The sequence below is a fragment of the Streptomyces sp. Q2 genome (assembly GCF_056820935.1).
In genome coordinates this window covers 160453-178120 of the sequence record NZ_JBXEJE010000017.1, presented here as the reverse complement: position 1 = coordinate 178120, position 17668 = coordinate 160453, and the positions used below count along the sequence as shown (strand labels likewise).

Annotated in this window: 15 protein-coding genes; 11 read left to right on the top strand and 4 right to left on the bottom strand. The window is 71.8% G+C overall.

Annotated elements, in window-relative coordinates:
* Positions 1 to 159 precede the first annotated feature (159 nt).
* Positions 160 to 3534, bottom strand: coding sequence for a pyruvate carboxylase (locus ACWBNA_RS20400; RefSeq protein WP_482705855.1), 3375 nt, complete (start codon positions 3532 to 3534; stop codon positions 160 to 162).
* Positions 3535 to 3745: 211 nt separating this feature from the next.
* On the opposite strand from ACWBNA_RS20400, the gene ACWBNA_RS20395 reads away from it, so the two are divergent.
* From ACWBNA_RS20395 to ACWBNA_RS20370, 6 genes are all read left to right on the top strand, one after another.
* A complete protein-coding gene (locus ACWBNA_RS20395; protein WP_482705854.1) occupies positions 3746 to 5173 on the top strand; it encodes a hypothetical protein in 1428 nt (475 codons plus the stop codon).
* Between the two features lie 50 nt (positions 5174 to 5223).
* Positions 5224 to 6486, top strand: a complete 1263-nt coding sequence (locus ACWBNA_RS20390; RefSeq protein WP_482705853.1) for an AAA family ATPase — start codon at positions 5224 to 5226, stop codon at positions 6484 to 6486.
* Positions 6483 to 7904, top strand: coding sequence for a vWA domain-containing protein (locus ACWBNA_RS20385; protein WP_482705852.1), 1422 nt, complete (start codon positions 6483 to 6485; stop codon positions 7902 to 7904). The genes ACWBNA_RS20390 and ACWBNA_RS20385 overlap by 4 nt, the downstream gene beginning before the upstream one ends.
* 479 nt (positions 7905 to 8383) lie before the next feature.
* Complete coding sequence (locus tag ACWBNA_RS20380; RefSeq protein WP_482705851.1) at positions 8384 to 9316, top strand: amidohydrolase family protein; 933 nt, start codon at positions 8384 to 8386, stop codon at positions 9314 to 9316.
* Positions 9317 to 9645: 329 nt separating this feature from the next.
* Positions 9646 to 9867 (top strand): hypothetical protein, encoded by a 222-nt coding sequence (locus ACWBNA_RS20375; protein ID WP_482705850.1) that lies wholly within the window; start codon positions 9646 to 9648, stop codon positions 9865 to 9867.
* 39 nt (positions 9868 to 9906) lie between these two features.
* Complete coding sequence (locus tag ACWBNA_RS20370) at positions 9907 to 10071, top strand: hypothetical protein (RefSeq protein WP_482705849.1); 165 nt, start codon at positions 9907 to 9909, stop codon at positions 10069 to 10071.
* 143 nt (positions 10072 to 10214) lie between these two features.
* On the opposite strand, the gene ACWBNA_RS20365 is transcribed toward ACWBNA_RS20370, so the two are convergent.
* A complete protein-coding gene (locus tag ACWBNA_RS20365) occupies positions 10215 to 10637 on the bottom strand; it encodes a secondary thiamine-phosphate synthase enzyme YjbQ (RefSeq protein WP_482705848.1) in 423 nt (140 codons plus the stop codon).
* A 218-nt stretch (positions 10638 to 10855) separates the two neighbouring features.
* On the opposite strand from ACWBNA_RS20365, the gene ACWBNA_RS20360 reads away from it, so the two are divergent.
* From ACWBNA_RS20360 to ACWBNA_RS20340, 5 genes are all read left to right on the top strand, one after another.
* Positions 10856 to 10939 carry a putative leader peptide gene (locus ACWBNA_RS20360; protein ID WP_349817350.1) on the top strand — a complete coding sequence of 28 codons (84 nt, stop codon included), beginning with the start codon at positions 10856 to 10858 and terminating at the stop codon, positions 10937 to 10939.
* A gap of 141 nt (positions 10940 to 11080) precedes the next feature.
* On the top strand, positions 11081 to 11965 hold the full coding sequence (locus tag ACWBNA_RS20355) for an ABC transporter permease (protein WP_482705847.1): 885 nt from the start codon (positions 11081 to 11083) through the stop codon (positions 11963 to 11965).
* Positions 11938 to 12678: an ABC transporter ATP-binding protein gene (locus ACWBNA_RS20350; protein WP_482705846.1), complete on the top strand. Its 741-nt coding sequence runs from the start codon at positions 11938 to 11940 to the stop codon at positions 12676 to 12678. Before ACWBNA_RS20355 ends, ACWBNA_RS20350 begins: the two co-directional genes overlap by 28 nt.
* Positions 12679 to 12735: 57 nt before the next feature.
* Positions 12736 to 13761 (top strand): ABC transporter substrate-binding protein, encoded by a 1026-nt coding sequence (locus ACWBNA_RS20345; RefSeq protein ID WP_482705845.1) that lies wholly within the window; start codon positions 12736 to 12738, stop codon positions 13759 to 13761.
* Between the two features lie 60 nt (positions 13762 to 13821).
* Entirely contained in the window at positions 13822 to 14898 is a 1077-nt protein-coding gene (locus tag ACWBNA_RS20340) for an NAD(P)-binding domain-containing protein (protein ID WP_482705844.1), read from the top strand.
* 9 nt (positions 14899 to 14907) lie between these two features.
* On the opposite strand, the gene mltG is transcribed toward ACWBNA_RS20340, so the two are convergent.
* A complete protein-coding gene (mltG, locus tag ACWBNA_RS20335) occupies positions 14908 to 15750 on the bottom strand; it encodes an endolytic transglycosylase MltG (protein WP_482705843.1) in 843 nt (280 codons plus the stop codon).
* Between the two features lie 43 nt (positions 15751 to 15793).
* The gene (locus tag ACWBNA_RS20330) at positions 15794 to 17602 is read right to left on the bottom strand and encodes an ABC transporter ATP-binding protein (protein ID WP_482705842.1); all 1809 of its coding nucleotides are present in this window, start codon (positions 17600 to 17602) and stop codon (positions 15794 to 15796) included.
* Positions 17603 to 17668 lie beyond the last annotated feature (66 nt).

Here is a 17668-nt window from a genome sequence, read left to right as displayed (position 1 = left end):
CGCCCGACCCGTCCAGACTCCGACGGGTGGGGCAGGGCCGCAATCACACGCGGGGGCCCAGGCTGCCTGCGCCCGATGCCGGACGGGGCTCCTCCTGGACGGCGTACGGCTGTCGCCGCTTCGGCCGAACGAGTGGGGCGCGCAGCCGGCGCGGCCGCCTCAGCCGATTTCGACGAGCAGGTCTCCGCCCTCCACCTGCTGGATCTTGTTGATGGCCAGCCGGGACACCCGTCCGGCCTTCGTGGCGGTGATCGTGGCCTCCATCTTCATCGCCTCGATGGTGGCCACCGTGGCACCGGCCGCCACCTCGTCGCCCTCGGCGACCGCGAGCGTCACCACGCCGGCGAACGGCGCGGGGACGTGACCCGTGTTGGAACGGTCGGCCTTCTCGGTCACGGGCACGTCGGAGGACGCGGCGGTGTCGCGGACCTGGATCGGCCGCAGCTGGCCGTTGAGCGCGGACATCACGGTGCGCATACCGCGTTCGTCGGCCTCGCCGACGGCTTCCAGCTCGATGAGGAGCCGCACGCCGGTCTCGAGGTCGACGGCGTACTCCTTGCCGGGCCTGATGCCGTAGAAGAAGTCCTTGCTGTCCAGCACGCTGGTGTCGCCGAAGCTCTGCCGGTGTGCCTCGAACTCGCGTGTCGGCCCGGGGAACAGCAGCCGGTTGAGTGTGGCGCGCCGGTCCTTCTCCAGCCCCGTACGGTCCTGGGCCGTCAGTTCCTGCACGGGCTTGGCCTCGGCGCGGCCCTGGAGCGCCCTGGTGCGGAACGGCTCCGGCCAGCCGCCGGGCGGGGTCCCGAGCTCGCCGCGCAGAAAGCCGATGACGGAGTCGGGGATGTCGAACCGGTCCGGCGTCTCCTCGAACTCCGCGGGCGTCACCCCGGCGCCGACCAGGTGCAGGGCGAGGTCGCCGACCACCTTGGACGACGGGGTGACCTTCACCAGGTGGCCGAGGATGCGGTCGGCGGCGGCGTACATGGCCTCGATGTCCTCGAACCGGTCGCCGAGGCCCAGCGCGACGGCCTGGGTGCGCAGGTTGGACAGCTGTCCGCCGGGGATCTCGTGGTCGTAGACGCGGCCGGTCGGCGAGGCCAGGCCCGCCTCGAACGGGGCGTAGATCTTGCGGACGCTCTCCCAGTACGGCTCCAGGTCGCCGACGGCCCGCAGGTCGAGGCCGGTCGGCCGCTCGGAGTAGTCGGTCGCCGCCACGATCGCCGACAGCGACGGCTGCGAGGTGGTGCCCGCCATCGAGGCGACCGCCCCGTCCACAGCGTCCGCGCCGGCCTGGATCGCGGCGAGGTAGGTGGCGAGCTGGCCGCCCGCCGTGTCGTGGGTGTGCAGGTGGACGGGCAGGTCGAACTCGCGGCGCAGGGCGGAGACCAGCTTCGCGGCTGCGGGGGCGCGCAGCAGGCCGGCCATGTCCTTGACGGCGATGACGTGGGCGCCCGCGTCCACGATCTGCTCGGCCAGGCGGAGGTAGTAGTCGAGGGTGTACAGCCGCTCGTTCGGGTCGGACAGGTCGGAGGTGTAGCACAGGGCGACCTCGGCGACGGCCGTGCCGGTCGCCCGTACGGCGTCGATCGCGGGCCGCATCTGGCCGACGTCGTTGAGCGCGTCGAAGATGCGGAAGATGTCGATGCCGGTCGCAGCGGCCTCCTGCACGAAGGCGTCGGTCACCTCGGTCGGGTACGGCGTGTAGCCCACGGTGTTGCGGCCGCGCAGCAGCATCTGCAGGCAGATGTTCGGCACGGCCTCGCGCAGGGCGGCCAGCCGCTCCCAGGGGTCCTCGGCGAGGAAGCGCAGCGCGACGTCGTAGGTGGCGCCGCCCCAGCACTCCAGGGACAGCAGCTCGGGCAGGGTGCGGGCCACGACCGGGGCGACGGCGAGCATGTCCTTGGTGCGGACCCGGGTGGCGAGCAGCGACTGGTGGGCGTCGCGGAAGGTGGTGTCGGTGACGCCGATGGTCGGCGACTCGCGCAGCCGGCGGGCGAAGCCCTCGGGGCCGAGCTCGGTGAGCTGCTGCTTGGAACCGGCGGGCGGTTCGGTGTCGGCGGGACGCGGCAGCTTGGTGGTGGGGTCGATCAGGTCGGGCCGCTCACCGTGCGGCTTGTTCACCGTCACGTCGGCGAGGTAGGTGAGCAGTTTGGTGCCGCGGTCGGCGGAGTGGCGTGCGGTGAGCAGGTGCGGGCGCTGTTCGATGAACGACGTGGTGACGTTTCCGGCCTGGAAGTCCGGGTCGTCGAGGACCGCCTGCAGGAACGGGATGTTCGTGGACACCCCGCGGATGCGGAACTCGGCCACGGCACGCCGGGCCCGGCGGACCGCGGTCGTGAAGTCCCGGCCCCGGCAGGTGAGCTTGACCAGCATGGAGTCGAAGTGCGCGCTGATCTCCGTACCGGCGTGGGTGGTGCCGCCGTCGAGGCGGATGCCCGACCCGCCGGGCGAACGGTAGGCGCTGATCCTGCCGGTGTCGGGGCGGAAGCCGTTGGCCGGGTCCTCGGTGGTGATACGGCACTGGAGGGCGGCGCCGTGCAGGGTGACGGTCTCCTGGGAGAGGCCGAGGTCGGCGAGGGTCTCGCCGGCGGCGATGCGCAGCTGGGCCTGTACCAGGTCGACGTCGGTGACCTCCTCGGTCACCGTGTGCTCGACCTGGATGCGCGGGTTCATCTCGATGAAGACGTGGTTGCCGTCGCGGTCGAGCAGGAACTCCACGGTGCCGGCGTTGCGGTAGCCGATCTCGCGGGCGAACCGCACGGCGTCGGCGCAGATCCGCTCACGCAGCGCCGGATCGAGGTTGGGCGCGGGCGCCAGCTCGATGACCTTCTGGTGGCGGCGCTGCACGGAACAGTCCCGCTCGAAGAGGTGGATGACGTTGCCCTGCCCGTCGGCGAGGATCTGCACCTCGATGTGACGGGGTTCGACGACGGCCTTCTCCAGGAAGACGGTGGCGTCGCCGAACGCGGACGCCGCCTCGCGCGCGGCCGCCTCGATGGACTCGCGCAGCTGGGCGGGCTCCTGGACGCGGCGCATACCGCGCCCTCCGCCGCCGGCGACCGCCTTCACGAACACCGGGAAGCCGATATCCTCGGCGGCCCGCACCAGCTCGTCCACGTCGGTCGAGGGCGCCGAGGAACCCAGCACCGGTACGCCGGCCGCGCGGGCGGCGGCCACCGCGCGGGCCTTGTTTCCCGTCAGCTCCAGGATGTGCGCGCTGGGCCCGACGAAGGTGATGCCGGCCTCCTCGCACGCCCGGGCCAGCTCGGGGTTCTCCGACAGGAACCCGTAGCCCGGGTAGACGGCGTCCGCCCCGGCCAGCCGGGCCGCGCGGATGATCTCCTCGACGGAGAGGTAGGCCCGTACCGGGTGCCCCGGCTCGCCGATCTCGTAGGCCTCGTCGGCCTTCATCCGGTGCAGCGAGTTGCGGTCCTCGTGCGGGAAGACGGCGACCGTCCTCGCGCCCAGCTCATAGCCGGCACGAAACGCGCGAATCGCGATCTCGCCTCGGTTGGCCACCAGTACCTTGCGGAGCATCCCGGATCCCTTCGAACTGCCGGTGAGGGACACCATCGTGTCGGTGATACCGCCCGCGTGCCATGAGAGCCAAGTCACTCGGGCGGGGCGCCGACGGTCCGGAGCGGCCGTATATCACCTGACAGACGGCCACGGGCGCCGCTATGCTCCCCGCGATGACGACTCACTCTGTTGGCAGATTGGGGGACCCGTCCGCGCAAGGTGAGTGCTGATGCTCACTCAGACCGCGAACAGGGACTCCCGCCTTTCCTTCTGGCTGCGCGTGCGCGAGTTCGCCGTGCCGCCCTCCATGATCGAGACTGCGACCGCCCGCCGGCACGTCGGGGACTGGGCGGGGGCGTGCGCCGCCGCAGGCATCGACGTCGATCTCCATCCGCGTTCCGTGGCACGGACCCATGGCCCGGAACTCGCGGCCCGCATCCGGGCCGATCTCCGCCATCTGGCTCCTGACCTGCTGCGCTGGCACCTGCCGAGGATCGCCCCGGACGGGCTGCTGCGCCCGGGACTCACCCTCTCCCTGACCCGGTACGAGGCTGCGGGGCGGGACGGGGTGTCCCCCGTGCACCTCGTGGTCAGGACAGCGCCGGCCTGGGCGGACGCCGGTCAGCGGATCAGCCTCGCACTGTGGGACGCATCCCACTCCGAGGGCGGTGCCTGTCGGCATCCGCATCCCCGGCCCAGCCGACGGTTCCGCCTCGACCTGCACCGGCATCTGTGGGACGTACGCAGAACCGATGAGCTGCGCAACCGGTCCGGCGCCGATCTGCCGGCCGGCGACGACGGTCCGGTACCGGACCCGGATCTGCTGGGCGCGGTGCCGCAGGGGCGTCGCTGCGCCGTCGACCGGTGGGCGGCCGAGGCGATGATCCTGCTGCGCGCCGAGGGGCGATCCGCGTCGGAGCGTTGCGTCGTCGTGCGGCTCGGGGGGCGGCATCGGCTGGTCCTGGACCTGGCCCCGGACGGGGACAGGGACGGAGGCGGGGGCCGCGCAGGGCTGCCCGCGTTGCGGCTCGCGGGGAAGCCCGTCGGCGGCGGTACCTCGGCGCTGCCGGTGCTGCCCGACGCGGCCACCTGGGTACCACCCGATCTGGAACTGATCCGCACCGGTGCGATCGAGGTCGACCGGCTGCACCCGCTGGTCGCCTCGGCACTGGTACCCGACCACTCGCCGGCCGCCTCGCCCCGGCCTTCGGACCAGGCGGCGCGACCGCGTCTGGTGGAGTGCCGGGGAGCTCGGCACCGGATCGGCCTGGTCGACGGGGTCCTGGCCCCGCTGGACCACGGCCCGGACGAGATCCGGCGGGAGGAACTGCTCGTCGCGCTGACGGGTACGCCGCTTCCCTGTCTGCGGGCCATCGACGAGGCACACCGTCGTCCGGACTGCCTCACCGGCGTCCGCGAGCGCCTGGACCACGGCGACATCGCCGGTGCGCTGGCCGTCGTCGAGGGCCTGCTGGGCCCCGGCGCTGTGCTGCGCGACGGCGCTCTGCGGGACGAACTCGAGGCGGCCGCCCGGCGGCGGATCACCTACGGGCTGTTCAGGGCCGGCCTCGTCGGGCCCGGACCCGACCGCGTCCGCCCGGGTGAGCCCCGTCCCCGTGCACACCGCTCACACCCACGCCACACGACCGCTCGCTGACCCGGGGACCTCTGCCCCCACACACCCACCAGTCACAAAGGTGATCACACATGCCCACATGCGCCCCGTACACCCCTTCCGACCTCGCCCACGACTCCCAACTCGACATCGCGGGCGAGTTGCTGACCCTGCTGCGCGACTCCACCACCGAACCGCGTCCCGACATCCAACTCGAGGCGCTGACCCTGGCCGTGGCCGCCGACCTGCCGGTCCTGCTGTGGGGTGAGCCGGGCATCGGAAAGACCGCGGCCCTGACCCAGCTCGCCGGGGCCCTGGACCTTCCGCTGACCACGGTGATCGCCAGCGTGCACGAGCCGTCCGACTTCTCGGGACTGCCCGTCATCGGGGACGACCCCGCGGAACAGGGGGTGCCGATGGCCCCTCCGGACTGGGCGGTACGACTGGTACGGGCCGGCCGAGGGCTGCTGTTCCTGGACGAACTGTCCACCGCGGCACCGGCTGTGCAGGCCGCCCTGCTCCGCCTCGTCCTCGAGCGGCGGATCGGCTCCCTGCGGCTGCCGCCCGGCGTCCGGATCGTGGCCGCCGCCAACCCGCGGTCCTCGGCGGCCGACGGCTGGGAGCTGAGCCCGCCTCTCGCCAACCGTTTCGTCCATCTCCAGTGGACCCACGACCACGAGGTCGTCGTCCGCGGCCTCGGCGGGACCTGGCCCCGGGCGACCCTGCCACGGCTCGCCCCGGAGAAGCTGCCCCAGGCCGTGGACTTCGCCCGCCGCGCGGTGTGCGGGCTCCTCACCGCCCGCCCGAGGCTCGTGCACCAACTGCCCAGCAGCGAAACGCGCCGCGGCGGCGCCTGGCCGTCGCCCCGGAGCTGGGAGATGACCCTGTGCCTGATCGCCTTCGCGACCGCCGCCGGCTCCTCCCGGGAGGTACTCTCCCTGCTGGTCAGGGGCACCGTGGGGGACGGTCCGGGGCTGGAGTTGCTGGCGAGCCTGGACCGGATGGACCTCCCCGACCCCGAGGCGGTGCTCGCCGACCCGGCGGGTGCCGTGCTGCCCGAGCGGGGCGATCTGCGCCAGGCCGTGCTCGACGGTGTGGTGGACGCCGTCCGCAAGCGCCCGGAGCGGTCCCGCTGGGACGCGGCCTGGACGCTCCTGGTCCGGGCGGTGGAGACCGGAGCCCCGGATCTGGTGGTCGTCCCCGCGACCACGCTCGCCTCGCTGCGCCGGGAGGACTGGGACGTTCCGGCGTCGATCGAGCGGCTCGCCGGCGTGGTGACCCTGTCCCGGCGGGCGGACCAGGCGGCGGATCGCGCGGCCGCCCGGGGCGCGGTCACCGCGAAGGCAGGCCGATGAGGACGGCACCGGCCCGGTTGTCGCAGGCAGCGGGGGCAGCGGATGTACCGGAAACACCGGACACGCCGCACGCCCTGACGGCACCGCACGCCCCTGCCGCACCGCAGGTACCAGTCGCACTGCACGCCCCTGCCGCACCGCATGGCACGGCCGCACCGCATGGCACGGCCGCACCGCAAGCGCCAGCCGCACCGGCGGCGCTGGACCTCGACAAGCTCTTCGCCGCCCGACTGCACGCCGCCCGGGTCCGGCCCTACCTGGCGTCGGCCCTGTTCGCCCTGCACACCGTCGCGTCGCTGCGGGTGCCGACCATGGCCGTCGACCGGCACTGGCGGTGCTACGTCTCGCCCACGTTCGTGGACCGGACGCCGGTGGAGGAACTGGCCGGCGTGTGGGTGCACGAGGTGTCGCACCTGCTGCGCGACCATCACGGGCGCGGCGACCGGGTCGCGCGGCAGCGCGGACTGACCGGCCCGGGGGAACGGCTGCGGATGAACATCGCCGCGGACTGCGAGATCAACGACGACGTCTTCGGGGACGGGCTCATCCGGCCCGAAGGCGCGGTCGTGCCGGCGTCCCTGCACCTGCCGACGGGGCAGCTCATGGAGGACTACCTGCGCCAGTTCCGGCTCGGGCCGCGTACCCAGGACCTGTCCTGGCTGGACTGCGGCAGTGGCGCCGACGGTCTGGAGAGGGCGTGGGACCTGGGACCGGACGGCGCGCACGGCCTGAGCGAGCGGGAACGGGACGCGGTCCGGTTCCGGGTGGCGCAGGGCATCACCGGCCGCCCCGGAAGCGCCTCCAAGGGGTGGCAGCGGTGGGCGGAGGAGGCGTTCCATCCGCCGCAGCCCTGGCGGGAGTTGCTGGGGGCGGCGGTCCGCTCGGCGGCCTCCGGCCCGGGTGCGGGCGAGGACTACACCTACGGCCGGCCGTCTCGGCGCTCGGTCGGAGTACCCGGCGTCGTCCTGCCGAGCCTGCGGCGCAGGCCACCCCGGGTCTGCGTGATCATCGACACGTCCGGGTCGGTCAGTGACGCCGAACTGGGCAGCGCGGTCCTCGAAGTCGCCGCCATCTCCCGCGCCGTGGGCGGCCGTCGCGACCTGGTCACCGTACTGCCGTGCGACGCGGCGGCCCGGGTCGTACACCCGCTGTGCCGTGGCGAGGGCATACCGCTGATGGGCGGTGGGGGCACGGATCTGCGCACGGGCTTCGCCAGGGCGCTGCGAACGCGGCCCCGACCCGACGTCGTCGTGGTCCTCACCGACGGCCAGACGCCCTGGCCGGAAACCCGGCCACCGTGCCGGACGGTGGTGGGTCTGTTCCCCCGGCAGCACACGGGCGGCTCGGCGAACGAGGACGATCCCGACTACGTGCCGGACTCGCCGCCCTCCTGGGCACGCGTGGTGGACATCGGCTAGGCCCTGCGGGGGGGGCGTGGGCGGGGCCGTTCGCGAGGGCGCGCACAGTGGCCTCGACAGCGATCCGTACTCCTCGGCGGACCGCGCTGTACGGATCCGAACCCCGGTGCGTGTCCGGTGACGCCCCAGAGGGTGGCCGCGTCGGTGTCGGCGTCCAGGACGGGCGCCGTCCCTCACCGCGACCGTACCGCCGCCCCCGGAACACGAGATACACGTGGCCCATGCCATCCGCACCGAAACGGGCAAGGATTCGTCGGGGGTCTACACAAGGCGGGTCGGCGAGTGGCGAGTCGCGGGTGGCCGGTGGCGGGTGGATGTGGAGGGACCGGAGATGCAGGAGAGTATGGGCTTTCGCGGTCGATCGTGCCCCGCCCGGACGACGACCGGCCCCGCGGGGTGGACGTGGAGGCGGTGAGCCACGACATCCTGGGGACCGACGACGTCCGGAGCGCACTTCGCGCCTTGGTGGGAGGAGCGTCATGACCAACGTCGACGTACACCAGCATCTGTGGAGCCCGTCGCTGGTGGCGGCCCTGCGGTCCCGCCGCGAACCGCCGTTCCTGGACGGCTGGACGCTCTTTCTGGCCGGTGAGCCGCCCTACGAGATATCTCCCGCCGACCACGACATCGCCCGGCGTGCGGAACTCGCCGCCACCGACGGCCTCGGCCGGGTGCTCGTCTCGCTGTCCGCCCCGATCGGCGTGGAGTGGCTGCCCTCGGCCGAGGCGCGGCCTCTGCTCGACGCCTACCACGAGGGCACGGCCGCGCTCCCCGAGCCGTTCGGCGGCTGGGCGGCCGCCTGTGTACGGGACATCGACCCGAACGCGACGGCCAAGGCCCTCGACCAGGGGTTCGCCGGACTCCAGCTCCCCGCGAACGCCCTGGCCGACGCGACCGGCTACGCGCGGTGCGCGCCGCTGCTCGAACTGCTCGAGGAGCGCGACCTCCCGCTGTTCGTCCATCCGGGGCCCGCGGCCGGCGGGTCCGACGGGCCCGGCTGGTGGCCCGCGATGGTGCCGTATGTCCAGCAGATGCACGCCGCCTGGTTCGCCTTCCGTGCCTTCGGCCGGCCGCGTCATCCGCGCCTGCGGGTGTGCTTCGCGCTGCTGGCCGGCCTCGCCCCGCTGCATGCCGAACGGTTCGCCGCCCGGGGCGGCAGCCAGGAGGAGACGGACCCGGGGGTGTTCGTGGAGACGTCGTCGTACGGTCCGCGCGCCGTCGACGCGATCGTCCGCGCCCTCGGTGTGGACGCCGTGGTCCAGGGCTCTGACCGGCCCTACGCGGAGCCGCCGCAACATCCCGGCTTCGGGCTCGGCGGAGCGGCGGCGTACGCCTTCCGCATCGCCAATCCACGGCGGCTGCTGACCGGAAAGGACCGAACGCCGGCCGCGGGCCGGCGCGAGGTCGCGTGACGGCAGGGCCGTCGGCGCCCCGCGCACCAGGTATGTCTCCTCGACGAGAGAACACGGATCCACATCACCTCTGCCCGGCTGTGTGCGGCTTCCGTCACATGCCTCAAAGGGTCTGAGGGCACCCCACGGCGTATCTCCGGCTATCCACCCGATTACCGGGAACACCCCGATCCGCCCACCCGGCAAGTCGGCGAGCGCCTCCGCGTACAGCCGAAGAAGGCCGCGTCGCACGCCATGTGATCTTCAGCGTGGAGATTTTTCCTGATCGATCACGGCAAGTGGCAGCAGCGCGCCTGTTGCGGCGATCCGGCAGGCGCATACTGGTGACAATGACAAAGTCACCCGTGCCCAAGCGCCATCTGCCGACCAGCCCCTTCCTGGCCCCGGCCTCACCCCCTTCCAAGCAGTTCGTCGTAGGCGGCCGAGTCACACACGACGTGTACGGCCTCGGCCGCGTGACCGCCGTCGAGGAGGGAATCGCGGTTGTCGTCGACTTCGGTTCCCTCGAAGCGCGGATCATGAGCCCGTACAACAAGTTGACCAATCTTTAGACGGCCCCCGCGCACGCCGGCGGCACCCCCGTGCTTGGCATGCCCGCACTGAAAGTGAGACGTCTCATCGCTACGATCCCGCTGTTCTCCGACCCGGAGCCGACCCACTTCCACGCCACGGCTGTGTCCCCGCCCCCGAAGAGGGATCCCTTCATGGCGGCCCCGGACGTGGAGGAGGACACCTCCGAAGCCCTGGCTGAGTGATCGGCCGGTCTCGCAGTCGGCTTCGGGTGGCGGCGGTGATGTGACTCTCATCACCGCGGGCCCGGCGGTTTCGCGCTGCGGACACCCGCAAGGTGCCCGTCTTGCTGGGCGGATGTGACCCGGCCGCCCCAGCACGCCCTTGCTCATCCCAGGAAGCTCAACCGCACCTGACGGTTCGGGTTGTCACGGTTGGTGTCCACCAGGCACACCGACTGCCAGGTCCCCAGCTCCAGTCGGCCGTTCAGCACGGGCAGGGTGGCGTGCGGCGGGACGACCGCGGGCAGGACGTGGTCACGGCCGTGGCCGGGGCTGCCGTGGCGGTGCTGCCAGCGGTCGTCCGCGGGCAGGAGGGTGTGCAGGGCGGCGAGGAGGTCGTCGTCGCTGCCGGCACCCGTTTCGATGATCGCGATTCCGGCGGTGGCGTGCGGCACGAAGACGTTCAGCAGGCCGTCGCGGCCGGCGGCCACCTCCCCCAGGAAGGCCTCGCAGTCACGGGTCAGGTCGGCGATCCGCTCCGCGGAGCCGGTGGCCACGTTCAGGACTCGGGTGGTGAAAGCGTCTGACATGCCTCCCATCCTGACCCAGGAGCCGCGTTTCACACGCGACCGCTCACTCGCCGTCTGATACGGGCAGTCCACTCCCCGCTGGATCCGGCGGTCCACCCCCCAGGGATGCGGGCGGTCCACCCCGCAGGGATGCGGGCGGCCCACCCCCGGGGATGCGGGCGGTCCATTCCGCGAGACGCCATTGACCATGGCCACGCCATCTCGCTACTTTCGGCCGCATGTTGCGTTCAGCCCTGCTCACCACGCGCGGTCACATCGACCTGCTGCGGGTGGCTTCCGCCGCGTGTCGCCGCGGCTGCTGACGCCCTTTTCCGCTTTCTCGCCGTTCCTCGGCCCCCCTTCGCCCGTGCTTCAGCGCGCTCACGTGCTCTGACCCGCCGGTGATGTCGCGGCGCTGAGACGCGCCCCCTCTCCCCCGGACGCTCACCTCCCGTGGAGCACTCATGAGCATCAGCCATGCCCCACCCGGCGCATCGGAAACCGATATTTCCCCCATGTCACTTTCGGGTGACGTCGCACCGGAACTCGACCTCGAACCCATCTTCCCCAGCTCCTCCCGCCGCACCCGTGTCCCCCGCTGGCTGCGCCGCACCACCGGCCCGTTCCTGCTGCTCGCGCTGTGGCAACTCCTCAGCAGCACCGGCGTGTTGACCGCCGACGTGCTGGCCTCGCCGGGTCGGATCGCCGAGGTCGCCCGGGATCTGGTCACCGACGGTTCCCTGGGCTCCGCCATGGGCACCTCGCTGCAGCGCGTGGCGGTCGGACTGCTGCTGGGTACCGTTGTCGGTACCGGACTCGCCCTGGTCTCGGGCCTGTTCCGGATCGGCGAGGACCTGGTGGACGCGCCCGTCCAGATGCTGCGGACCGTGCCCTTCGTGGGCCTGATCCCGCTGTTCATCATCTGGTTCGGCATCGGCGAGGCTCCGAAGGTCGCCATCATCACGCTCGGCGTGACGTTCCCGCTCTACCTCAACGTGTACGCCGGCATCCGCGGCGTCGACGCCCAGCTGATCGAGGCCGGGGAGTCCCTCGGCCTGTCGCGGTGGGGGCTCGTGCGACACGTCGTCCTGCCTGGCGCGCTGCCCGGGGCCATGACCGGGCTGCGCTACTCCCTCGGCATCGCCTGGCTCGCCCTCGTCTTCGCGGAGCAGATCAACGCGGACTCCGGGATCGGCTTCCTCATGGTGCAGGCGCGGGACTTCCTGCGGACCGACGTGATCGTGGTCTGCCTGATCGTCTACGCCTTCCTCGGCCTGCTGGCCGACTTCGTCGTCCGTACCCTCGAAAGGCTGCTGCTGCAATGGCGACCGACGTTCACCGGCCGGTAGGCACACGATCGGCGGTACGCGTCGAGGGGCTCACCCGCTCCTTCGACGGCCGCCCGGTCATCGACAACCTCCAACTGGAGCTTCAGCAGGGCGAGTTCGTCGCCCTGATCGGCCGCAGCGGCTGCGGCAAGTCCACCCTGCTGCGCATCCTCGCCGGCCTCGACCGGGACATCGAGGGCACCGTCCTGGTGCCGCGTCGCAAGGCCGTCGCCTTCCAGGCGCCGCGTCTGATGCCGTGGAAGAAGGTGTGGCGCAACGTGCTGCTCGGACTGCCCGGCAAGCCCGGCCGCGCCGTCGCCGAGCAAGCTCTCACCGAGGTCGGTCTGAGCCACCGGTCCGACGCCTGGCCCAAGACCCTCTCCGGCGGCGAAGCCCAACGTGCCTCGCTGGCACGGGCGTTGGTCCGCGAACCCGATCTGCTGCTGCTCGACGAGCCGTTCGGCGCGCTCGACGCGCTCACCCGCATCAAGGCCCAGCGCCTGGTGGGCGAGTTGTGGCAGCGCCGCGGATGTGCCGTGCTGCTCGTCACGCACGACGTCGAGGAGGCCGTCCTGCTCGCCGACCGCGTCCTGGTCATGGACGACGGAGTCATCGCGCACGAGCAGGAGATCGGCCTCGACCGCCCGCGCGACATCACCGACCCGCGCTTCGCCGAACTGCGCGCCGGCCTCCTGGAACGTCTGGGCGTCGACACCGCCGCCGAAGCCGCCTGAACTCCCGCCGCCCTCCCCACCCTCCCCGCCACCCCAGTCATCCGGAACGGAACCACCATGCGACGACGCCTCGCCCCCGCCGCACTGCTCCTCCCCTTCGCCCTGCTGCTCACCGCCTGCGGCGGGAACTCGGCCGCCTCGACGGGTGGCGACACCGACGGCAAGGGCTCCCTGACGCTGAACGTCGGTGACCAGAAGGGCGGTTCGGAGGCCATACTGCGCGCCGCCGGCGAGCTGAAGAACCTCGACTACAAGATCAAGTGGTCCACGTTCACCTCCGGCCCGCCGCTGTTGGAGGCTGTCAACGCGAAGGCCGTCGACATCGGCGGCGTCGGCAACACCCCGCCGGTCTTCGCGGCCGGCGCCGGTTCGAAGATCACGGTCGTGTCCGCCTGGCACGGCACCTCCAAGGGCGACGCCATCCTCGTACCGAAGGGCTCGAAACTGACCGGGCCCGAGGACCTCAAGGGCAGGTCGGTCGCCGTGGCGCAGGGCTCCTCCGCTCACTATCAACTGGTCGCCTCCCTCAAGGCGGCCGGGCTGAGCGTCGGCGACATCAAGGTCAAGTACCTCCAGCCGGCCGACGCGCTGGCCGCCTTCACGTCCGGCAGCGTCGACGCGTGGGCGGTCTGGGACCCGTACACCTCGCAGATCCTCAAGGCCGGGCAGGGCCGCGTCCTGACGACCGGCGAGGGTGTGACCAACGGGCTGACCTTCCAGGTGGCGGCGCCCGGCGCGCTGAAGGACAGGAAGAAGACCGCGGCGATCAAGGACTACCTGGAGCGGCTGCGAAGGGCGACCGCCTGGGTCCACGACCATCAGGAGGAGTGGGCGAAGGTCTGGGCGAAGGACACCGGGCTGCCCTACGACGTGGCGCTGGCCTCGGTGCGGCGCACCAACTCGACGCGGATCTCCGTCGCCGTGGACAAGCCGCTCATCGCCTCCGAGCAGGAGATCGCCGACGCGTTCACCGAGCTGAAGCTGATCCCGCGCAAGGTCGACTTCGGCGCCTTCGTGGACACGCGGTTCAACGGTGACCTGCCGGCGTCGACCACACCGGCCCGCCCCGCCGGCGGCTCCTGAGACAGGGCGGCCGTACCGGTCCCCGGGAAGATCCACGACCGCCCCACTGTTAGTAGAACCGTGAACAACATGCGTGAGGTCGAGGTGGTAGTCATCGGCGCCGGTCAGGCCGGACTGGCCGCCGCCTTCCACCTGCGGCGCACCGGCTTCGAGCCGGACCGCCACTTCGTGGTGCTCGACCACTCCCCGGGGCCCGGCGGCGCCTGGCAGTTCCGGTGGCCCTCACTGACGTACGGCAAGGTGCACGGGATGCACTCCCTGCCCGGCCTGGAACTCACGGACGGCGATCCGGCACGGCCGTCCTCCGAGGTCGTCGCCGACTACTTCGCCACGTACGAGCGCACCTTCGACCTGCGCGTACGGCGACCCGTCGACGTGCGTGCCGTGCGCGAGGGCACCGGCGGGCGGCTGCTCGTCGAGACATCAGCCGGGACCTGGGCGACGCGGGCGCTGATCAACGCGACCGGGACCTGGGACCGGCCGTTCTGGCCGCGCTACGCGGGCCAGGAGACCTTCCGGGGACGGCAGTTGCACACCGCGCAGTACCCCGGGCCCGAGAAGTTCGCAGGGCAGCGGGTCGTGGTGGTGGGCGCGGGCGCGTCCGGTACCCAGCATCTGCTGGAGATCGCCGCGTACGCGGCCTCCACCACCTGGGTCACCCGGCGGCCGCCCGTCTTCCGCGAGCGTCCCTTCGACGAGGACGCGGGCCGCGCGGCGGTCGCACTCGTCGAGGAACGGGTGCGGCAGGGCCTGGCGCCGAAAAGCGTGGTCTCGGTGACCGGGCTGCCGCTCAACGACGCGATCCGGCAGGGTATCGAGGACGGGGTCCTGGACCGGCTGCCGATGTTCGACCGGATCACCCCCGACGGCGTGGAGTGGAACGACGGGCGGCACGTGGACGCCGACGTCATCCTGTGGGCGACCGGGTTCCGGCCCGCCATCGACCATCTGACACCGCTGAAACTGCGCGAGCCCGGCGGCGGCATCCGGATCGACGGCACGCGCGCCGTCACCGATCCGCGGATCCACCTCGTCGGCTACGGCCCGTCGGCGAGCACCATCGGCGCGAACCGGGCGGGCCGTGCGGCCGTACGCGACATCAGGCGGCTGCTGGCCCAGGAGCCGGTCGCCGCGTAGCGTCCCCGGTCACCGGGCGGCCTGCGGGCTCGCCTTCCGGTGGGCGTTGAACTCCGCCACGTTGCGCTGGTGTTCGGCGTAGTCGGCGGTGAAGCGGGTGTCGCCGGGCTTGACGGTGACGAAGTACAGCCAGTCCCCCGGGGTCGGGTTGATGGCGGCGCGCACCGCGTCCTCGCCCGGGTTGTCGATGGGGGTCGGCGGCAGACCCATGCGCTGATACGAGTTGTAGGGGCTCTCGATCCGCGTGTCGGCGGCGGTGGTCTTGAGCGTGAAGCGGTTCAGCGCGTAGTTGAGGGTGGAGTCCATCTGCAGCGGCATGCCGCGCTCCAGGCGGTTGAAGACGACCCGGGCCACCTTGCCCATGTCCGCCTTGGTGGCCGCCTCGGCCTGGACGATGCTCGCGATGGTGACCGCCTGGTAGACGTTCATCGCGTTGCGCTGCGCGCCCGCCGCGATCGGGGCGCCGTTGAACCTGCGGTTCGCGGTGTCGACCATGAACGTCAACAGCGCCTCGGGCGTCGCCTTCTCCCGGAGCGGATACGTCGCCGGGAAGAGGTAGCCCTCCGGGTTGCCCTCCGCGTCGGCCGGCAGCTTCAGACGGGCCTTGGCCAGGGACTTCTTGGCGCTGCCGGCGGGCAGGGCGAGGGCCTTGTCGACCGCGTCGTACACCTGGCCGGCCCGCCAGCCCTCCGGGATCACCAGCGTCCTGGGCTTCGTCTCCGCGTCATCGTCCAGGCTCAGCAGCGGCACCGCCACGGCGGTGCCGGCCACGACGGCCCCGGTCGCGATGAGGGCGACCCGGCCCCGGCGCGTCAGTCGAATCGTGCTCCGTGGCGGAGTGTTCGTGTGCATGCGGGCACGGTAACCCGCTAAAGCACACAAACCCGGCATATCGTCATCTTGTCGGCTCCAGTCGGGCGTCCTTGCGGACCAGCGCCGCATACCGCCCGCCCAGCTCCGACAGCTCCTCGTGCGTGCCCCGTTCCGCGACGCGTCCGGCCTCCAGGACCACGATCTGGTCGGCACCCCGAATGGTGGACAGCCGGTGCGCGATGGTGAGCGTGGTGCGGTTGGCGGAGAGCGCGTCGATGGCCTCCTGAACAGCGTGTTCGGTGCCGGTGTCCAGAGCGCTGGTCGCCTCGTCGAGGATCAGCACGGGCGGGTCACGCAGGATGGTCCGGGCGATGGCCAGCCGTTGCTTCTCACCACCGGAGAAACGGTGACCGCGCTCGCCGACGACCGTGTCGTAGCCGTCGGGCAGGGAGGCGATGTGGTCGTGGATCTGGGCCGCCTTCGCCGCCTGCTCGATCTCCTCGTCGGTGGCGTCCGGCTTGGCGAAGCGCAGGTTGTCGGCGACCGTGGCGTGGAAGAGGTACGTCTCCTGCGAGACGACGCCGACCGCGCGCGCGAGGGTGTCGAAGTCGAGGTCGCGGACGTCGACCCCGTCGAGGGTGAGGCGGCCGCCCGTAACGTCGTACAGGCGCGGCACGAGATAGCCGAGGGTGGACTTCCCGGCGCCGGTCGGTCCGACGACCGCGAGACTGCTGCCGGCGGGGACGGTGACGTCGATGCCGTCGAGGACGGGGCCCACCGAGTTGTCGTTGCTGTCGTAGCGGAACTCGACGTTCTCGAAGCGCACCTCGCCCTTGACGTGGTCCAGCCGGACCGGGTGCTCGGGCTCGGTGATGTCTATCGGCAGGTCGAGATACTCGAAGATGCGCTGGAACAGCGCGAGCGACGCCTGGATCTGCACACCGGTCGACAGCAGGCTGACCGCCGGGCGGAACAGCCCCTGCTGAAGCGAGACGAAGGCGACGATGGTGCCGATGGAGATCTTGGGGCCACCCGTCTGGAGGGCGAGACCCGCGGTCCAGTAGATGACGGCGGGCATGGCGGCCATGACGATCGAGATGACGGCCATGCGCCAGCGGCCCGCCATGCTCGACCGCACTTCGAGGTCGACCAGTTGGTCGGACTCCTCGGAGAAGGACCGCGTCAGCGAGTCGGAGCGGCCCATCGTGCGACCCAGCAGGATGCCGCTGACCGACAGCGACTCGGTGACCGTCGCGGCCATCGCGGCCATCTGCTTCTGCCGCTCGGTGGTGATCTTCTTGCGCTCGTTGCCCACCCGGCGGCTGATCCACACGAAGACCGGCAGCAGGAGCAGGGACACGACCGTCAGACGCCAGTCGAGGACGACCATCGCGACGATCGTGGCGACCACGCTGGTCAGGTTGGAGACCAGGGAGGTGGCGGTCGAGGTGACGGTGGCCTGCATGCCGCCGATGTCGTTGGCGATGCGGGACTGGACCTCGCCGGTGCGGGTGCGCGTGAAGAAGGCGAGGGACATGCGCTGCAGACGGCCGTACACCGCGGTGCGCAGGTCGTGCATGACGCGCTGGCCGACCGTCGTGGAGATGAGGGTCTGCAGCACGCCGAAGACGCTGGTGAGGACGGCGCTCAGGATCATGCCGAGCGCCAGCAGGCTCAGCAGCCCGGTGCGGCCCTCAGGGATGGCGACGTCCAGCGTCTCCTTCAGCAGGAACGGGGTCGCCACGGTGACCAGGGACGCGGCACCGACCAGCAGGCCGACGACGCCGAGCCGGGCGCGGTAGGGCTTGAACAACTTGAGGATGCGGCGCACCTGCCGGGGTTCGTCGGTCGAGGTGCCGGAAGAGGGGGTCAGGTTGATGTCGTCGCGCATGGCTCCTACGGAGGGTGAGGGGGTCGAGACTGACGGAGCTTAGCTCATTGTTACCTCTACTCACAA

Bases quoted from the DNA above. Each gene is read 5' to 3' on its own strand.
- mltG (WP_482705843.1), bottom strand. From the start codon at position 15,750: ATGCACACGAACACTCCGCCACGGAGCACGATTCGACTGACGCGCCGG.
- ACWBNA_RS20390 (WP_482705853.1), top strand. From the start codon at position 5,224: ATGCCCACATGCGCCCCGTACACCCCTTCCGACCTCGCCCACGACTCC.
- ACWBNA_RS20385 (WP_482705852.1), top strand. From the start codon at position 6,483: ATGAGGACGGCACCGGCCCGGTTGTCGCAGGCAGCGGGGGCAGCGGAT.
- ACWBNA_RS20360 (WP_349817350.1), top strand. From the start codon at position 10,856: ATGTTGCGTTCAGCCCTGCTCACCACGCGCGGTCACATCGACCTGCTG.
- ACWBNA_RS20375 (WP_482705850.1), top strand. From the start codon at position 9,646: ATGACAAAGTCACCCGTGCCCAAGCGCCATCTGCCGACCAGCCCCTTC.
- ACWBNA_RS20350 (WP_482705846.1), top strand. From the start codon at position 11,938: ATGGCGACCGACGTTCACCGGCCGGTAGGCACACGATCGGCGGTACGC.
- ACWBNA_RS20365 (WP_482705848.1), bottom strand. From the start codon at position 10,637: ATGTCAGACGCTTTCACCACCCGAGTCCTGAACGTGGCCACCGGCTCC.
- ACWBNA_RS20380 (WP_482705851.1), top strand. From the start codon at position 8,384: ATGACCAACGTCGACGTACACCAGCATCTGTGGAGCCCGTCGCTGGTG.
- ACWBNA_RS20370 (WP_482705849.1), top strand. From the start codon at position 9,907: ATGCCCGCACTGAAAGTGAGACGTCTCATCGCTACGATCCCGCTGTTC.
- ACWBNA_RS20345 (WP_482705845.1), top strand. From the start codon at position 12,736: ATGCGACGACGCCTCGCCCCCGCCGCACTGCTCCTCCCCTTCGCCCTG.
- ACWBNA_RS20400 (WP_482705855.1), bottom strand. From the start codon at position 3,534: ATGCTCCGCAAGGTACTGGTGGCCAACCGAGGCGAGATCGCGATTCGC.
- ACWBNA_RS20395 (WP_482705854.1), top strand. From the start codon at position 3,746: ATGCTCACTCAGACCGCGAACAGGGACTCCCGCCTTTCCTTCTGGCTG.
- ACWBNA_RS20330 (WP_482705842.1), bottom strand. From the start codon at position 17,602: ATGCGCGACGACATCAACCTGACCCCCTCTTCCGGCACCTCGACCGAC.
- ACWBNA_RS20355 (WP_482705847.1), top strand. From the start codon at position 11,081: ATGAGCATCAGCCATGCCCCACCCGGCGCATCGGAAACCGATATTTCC.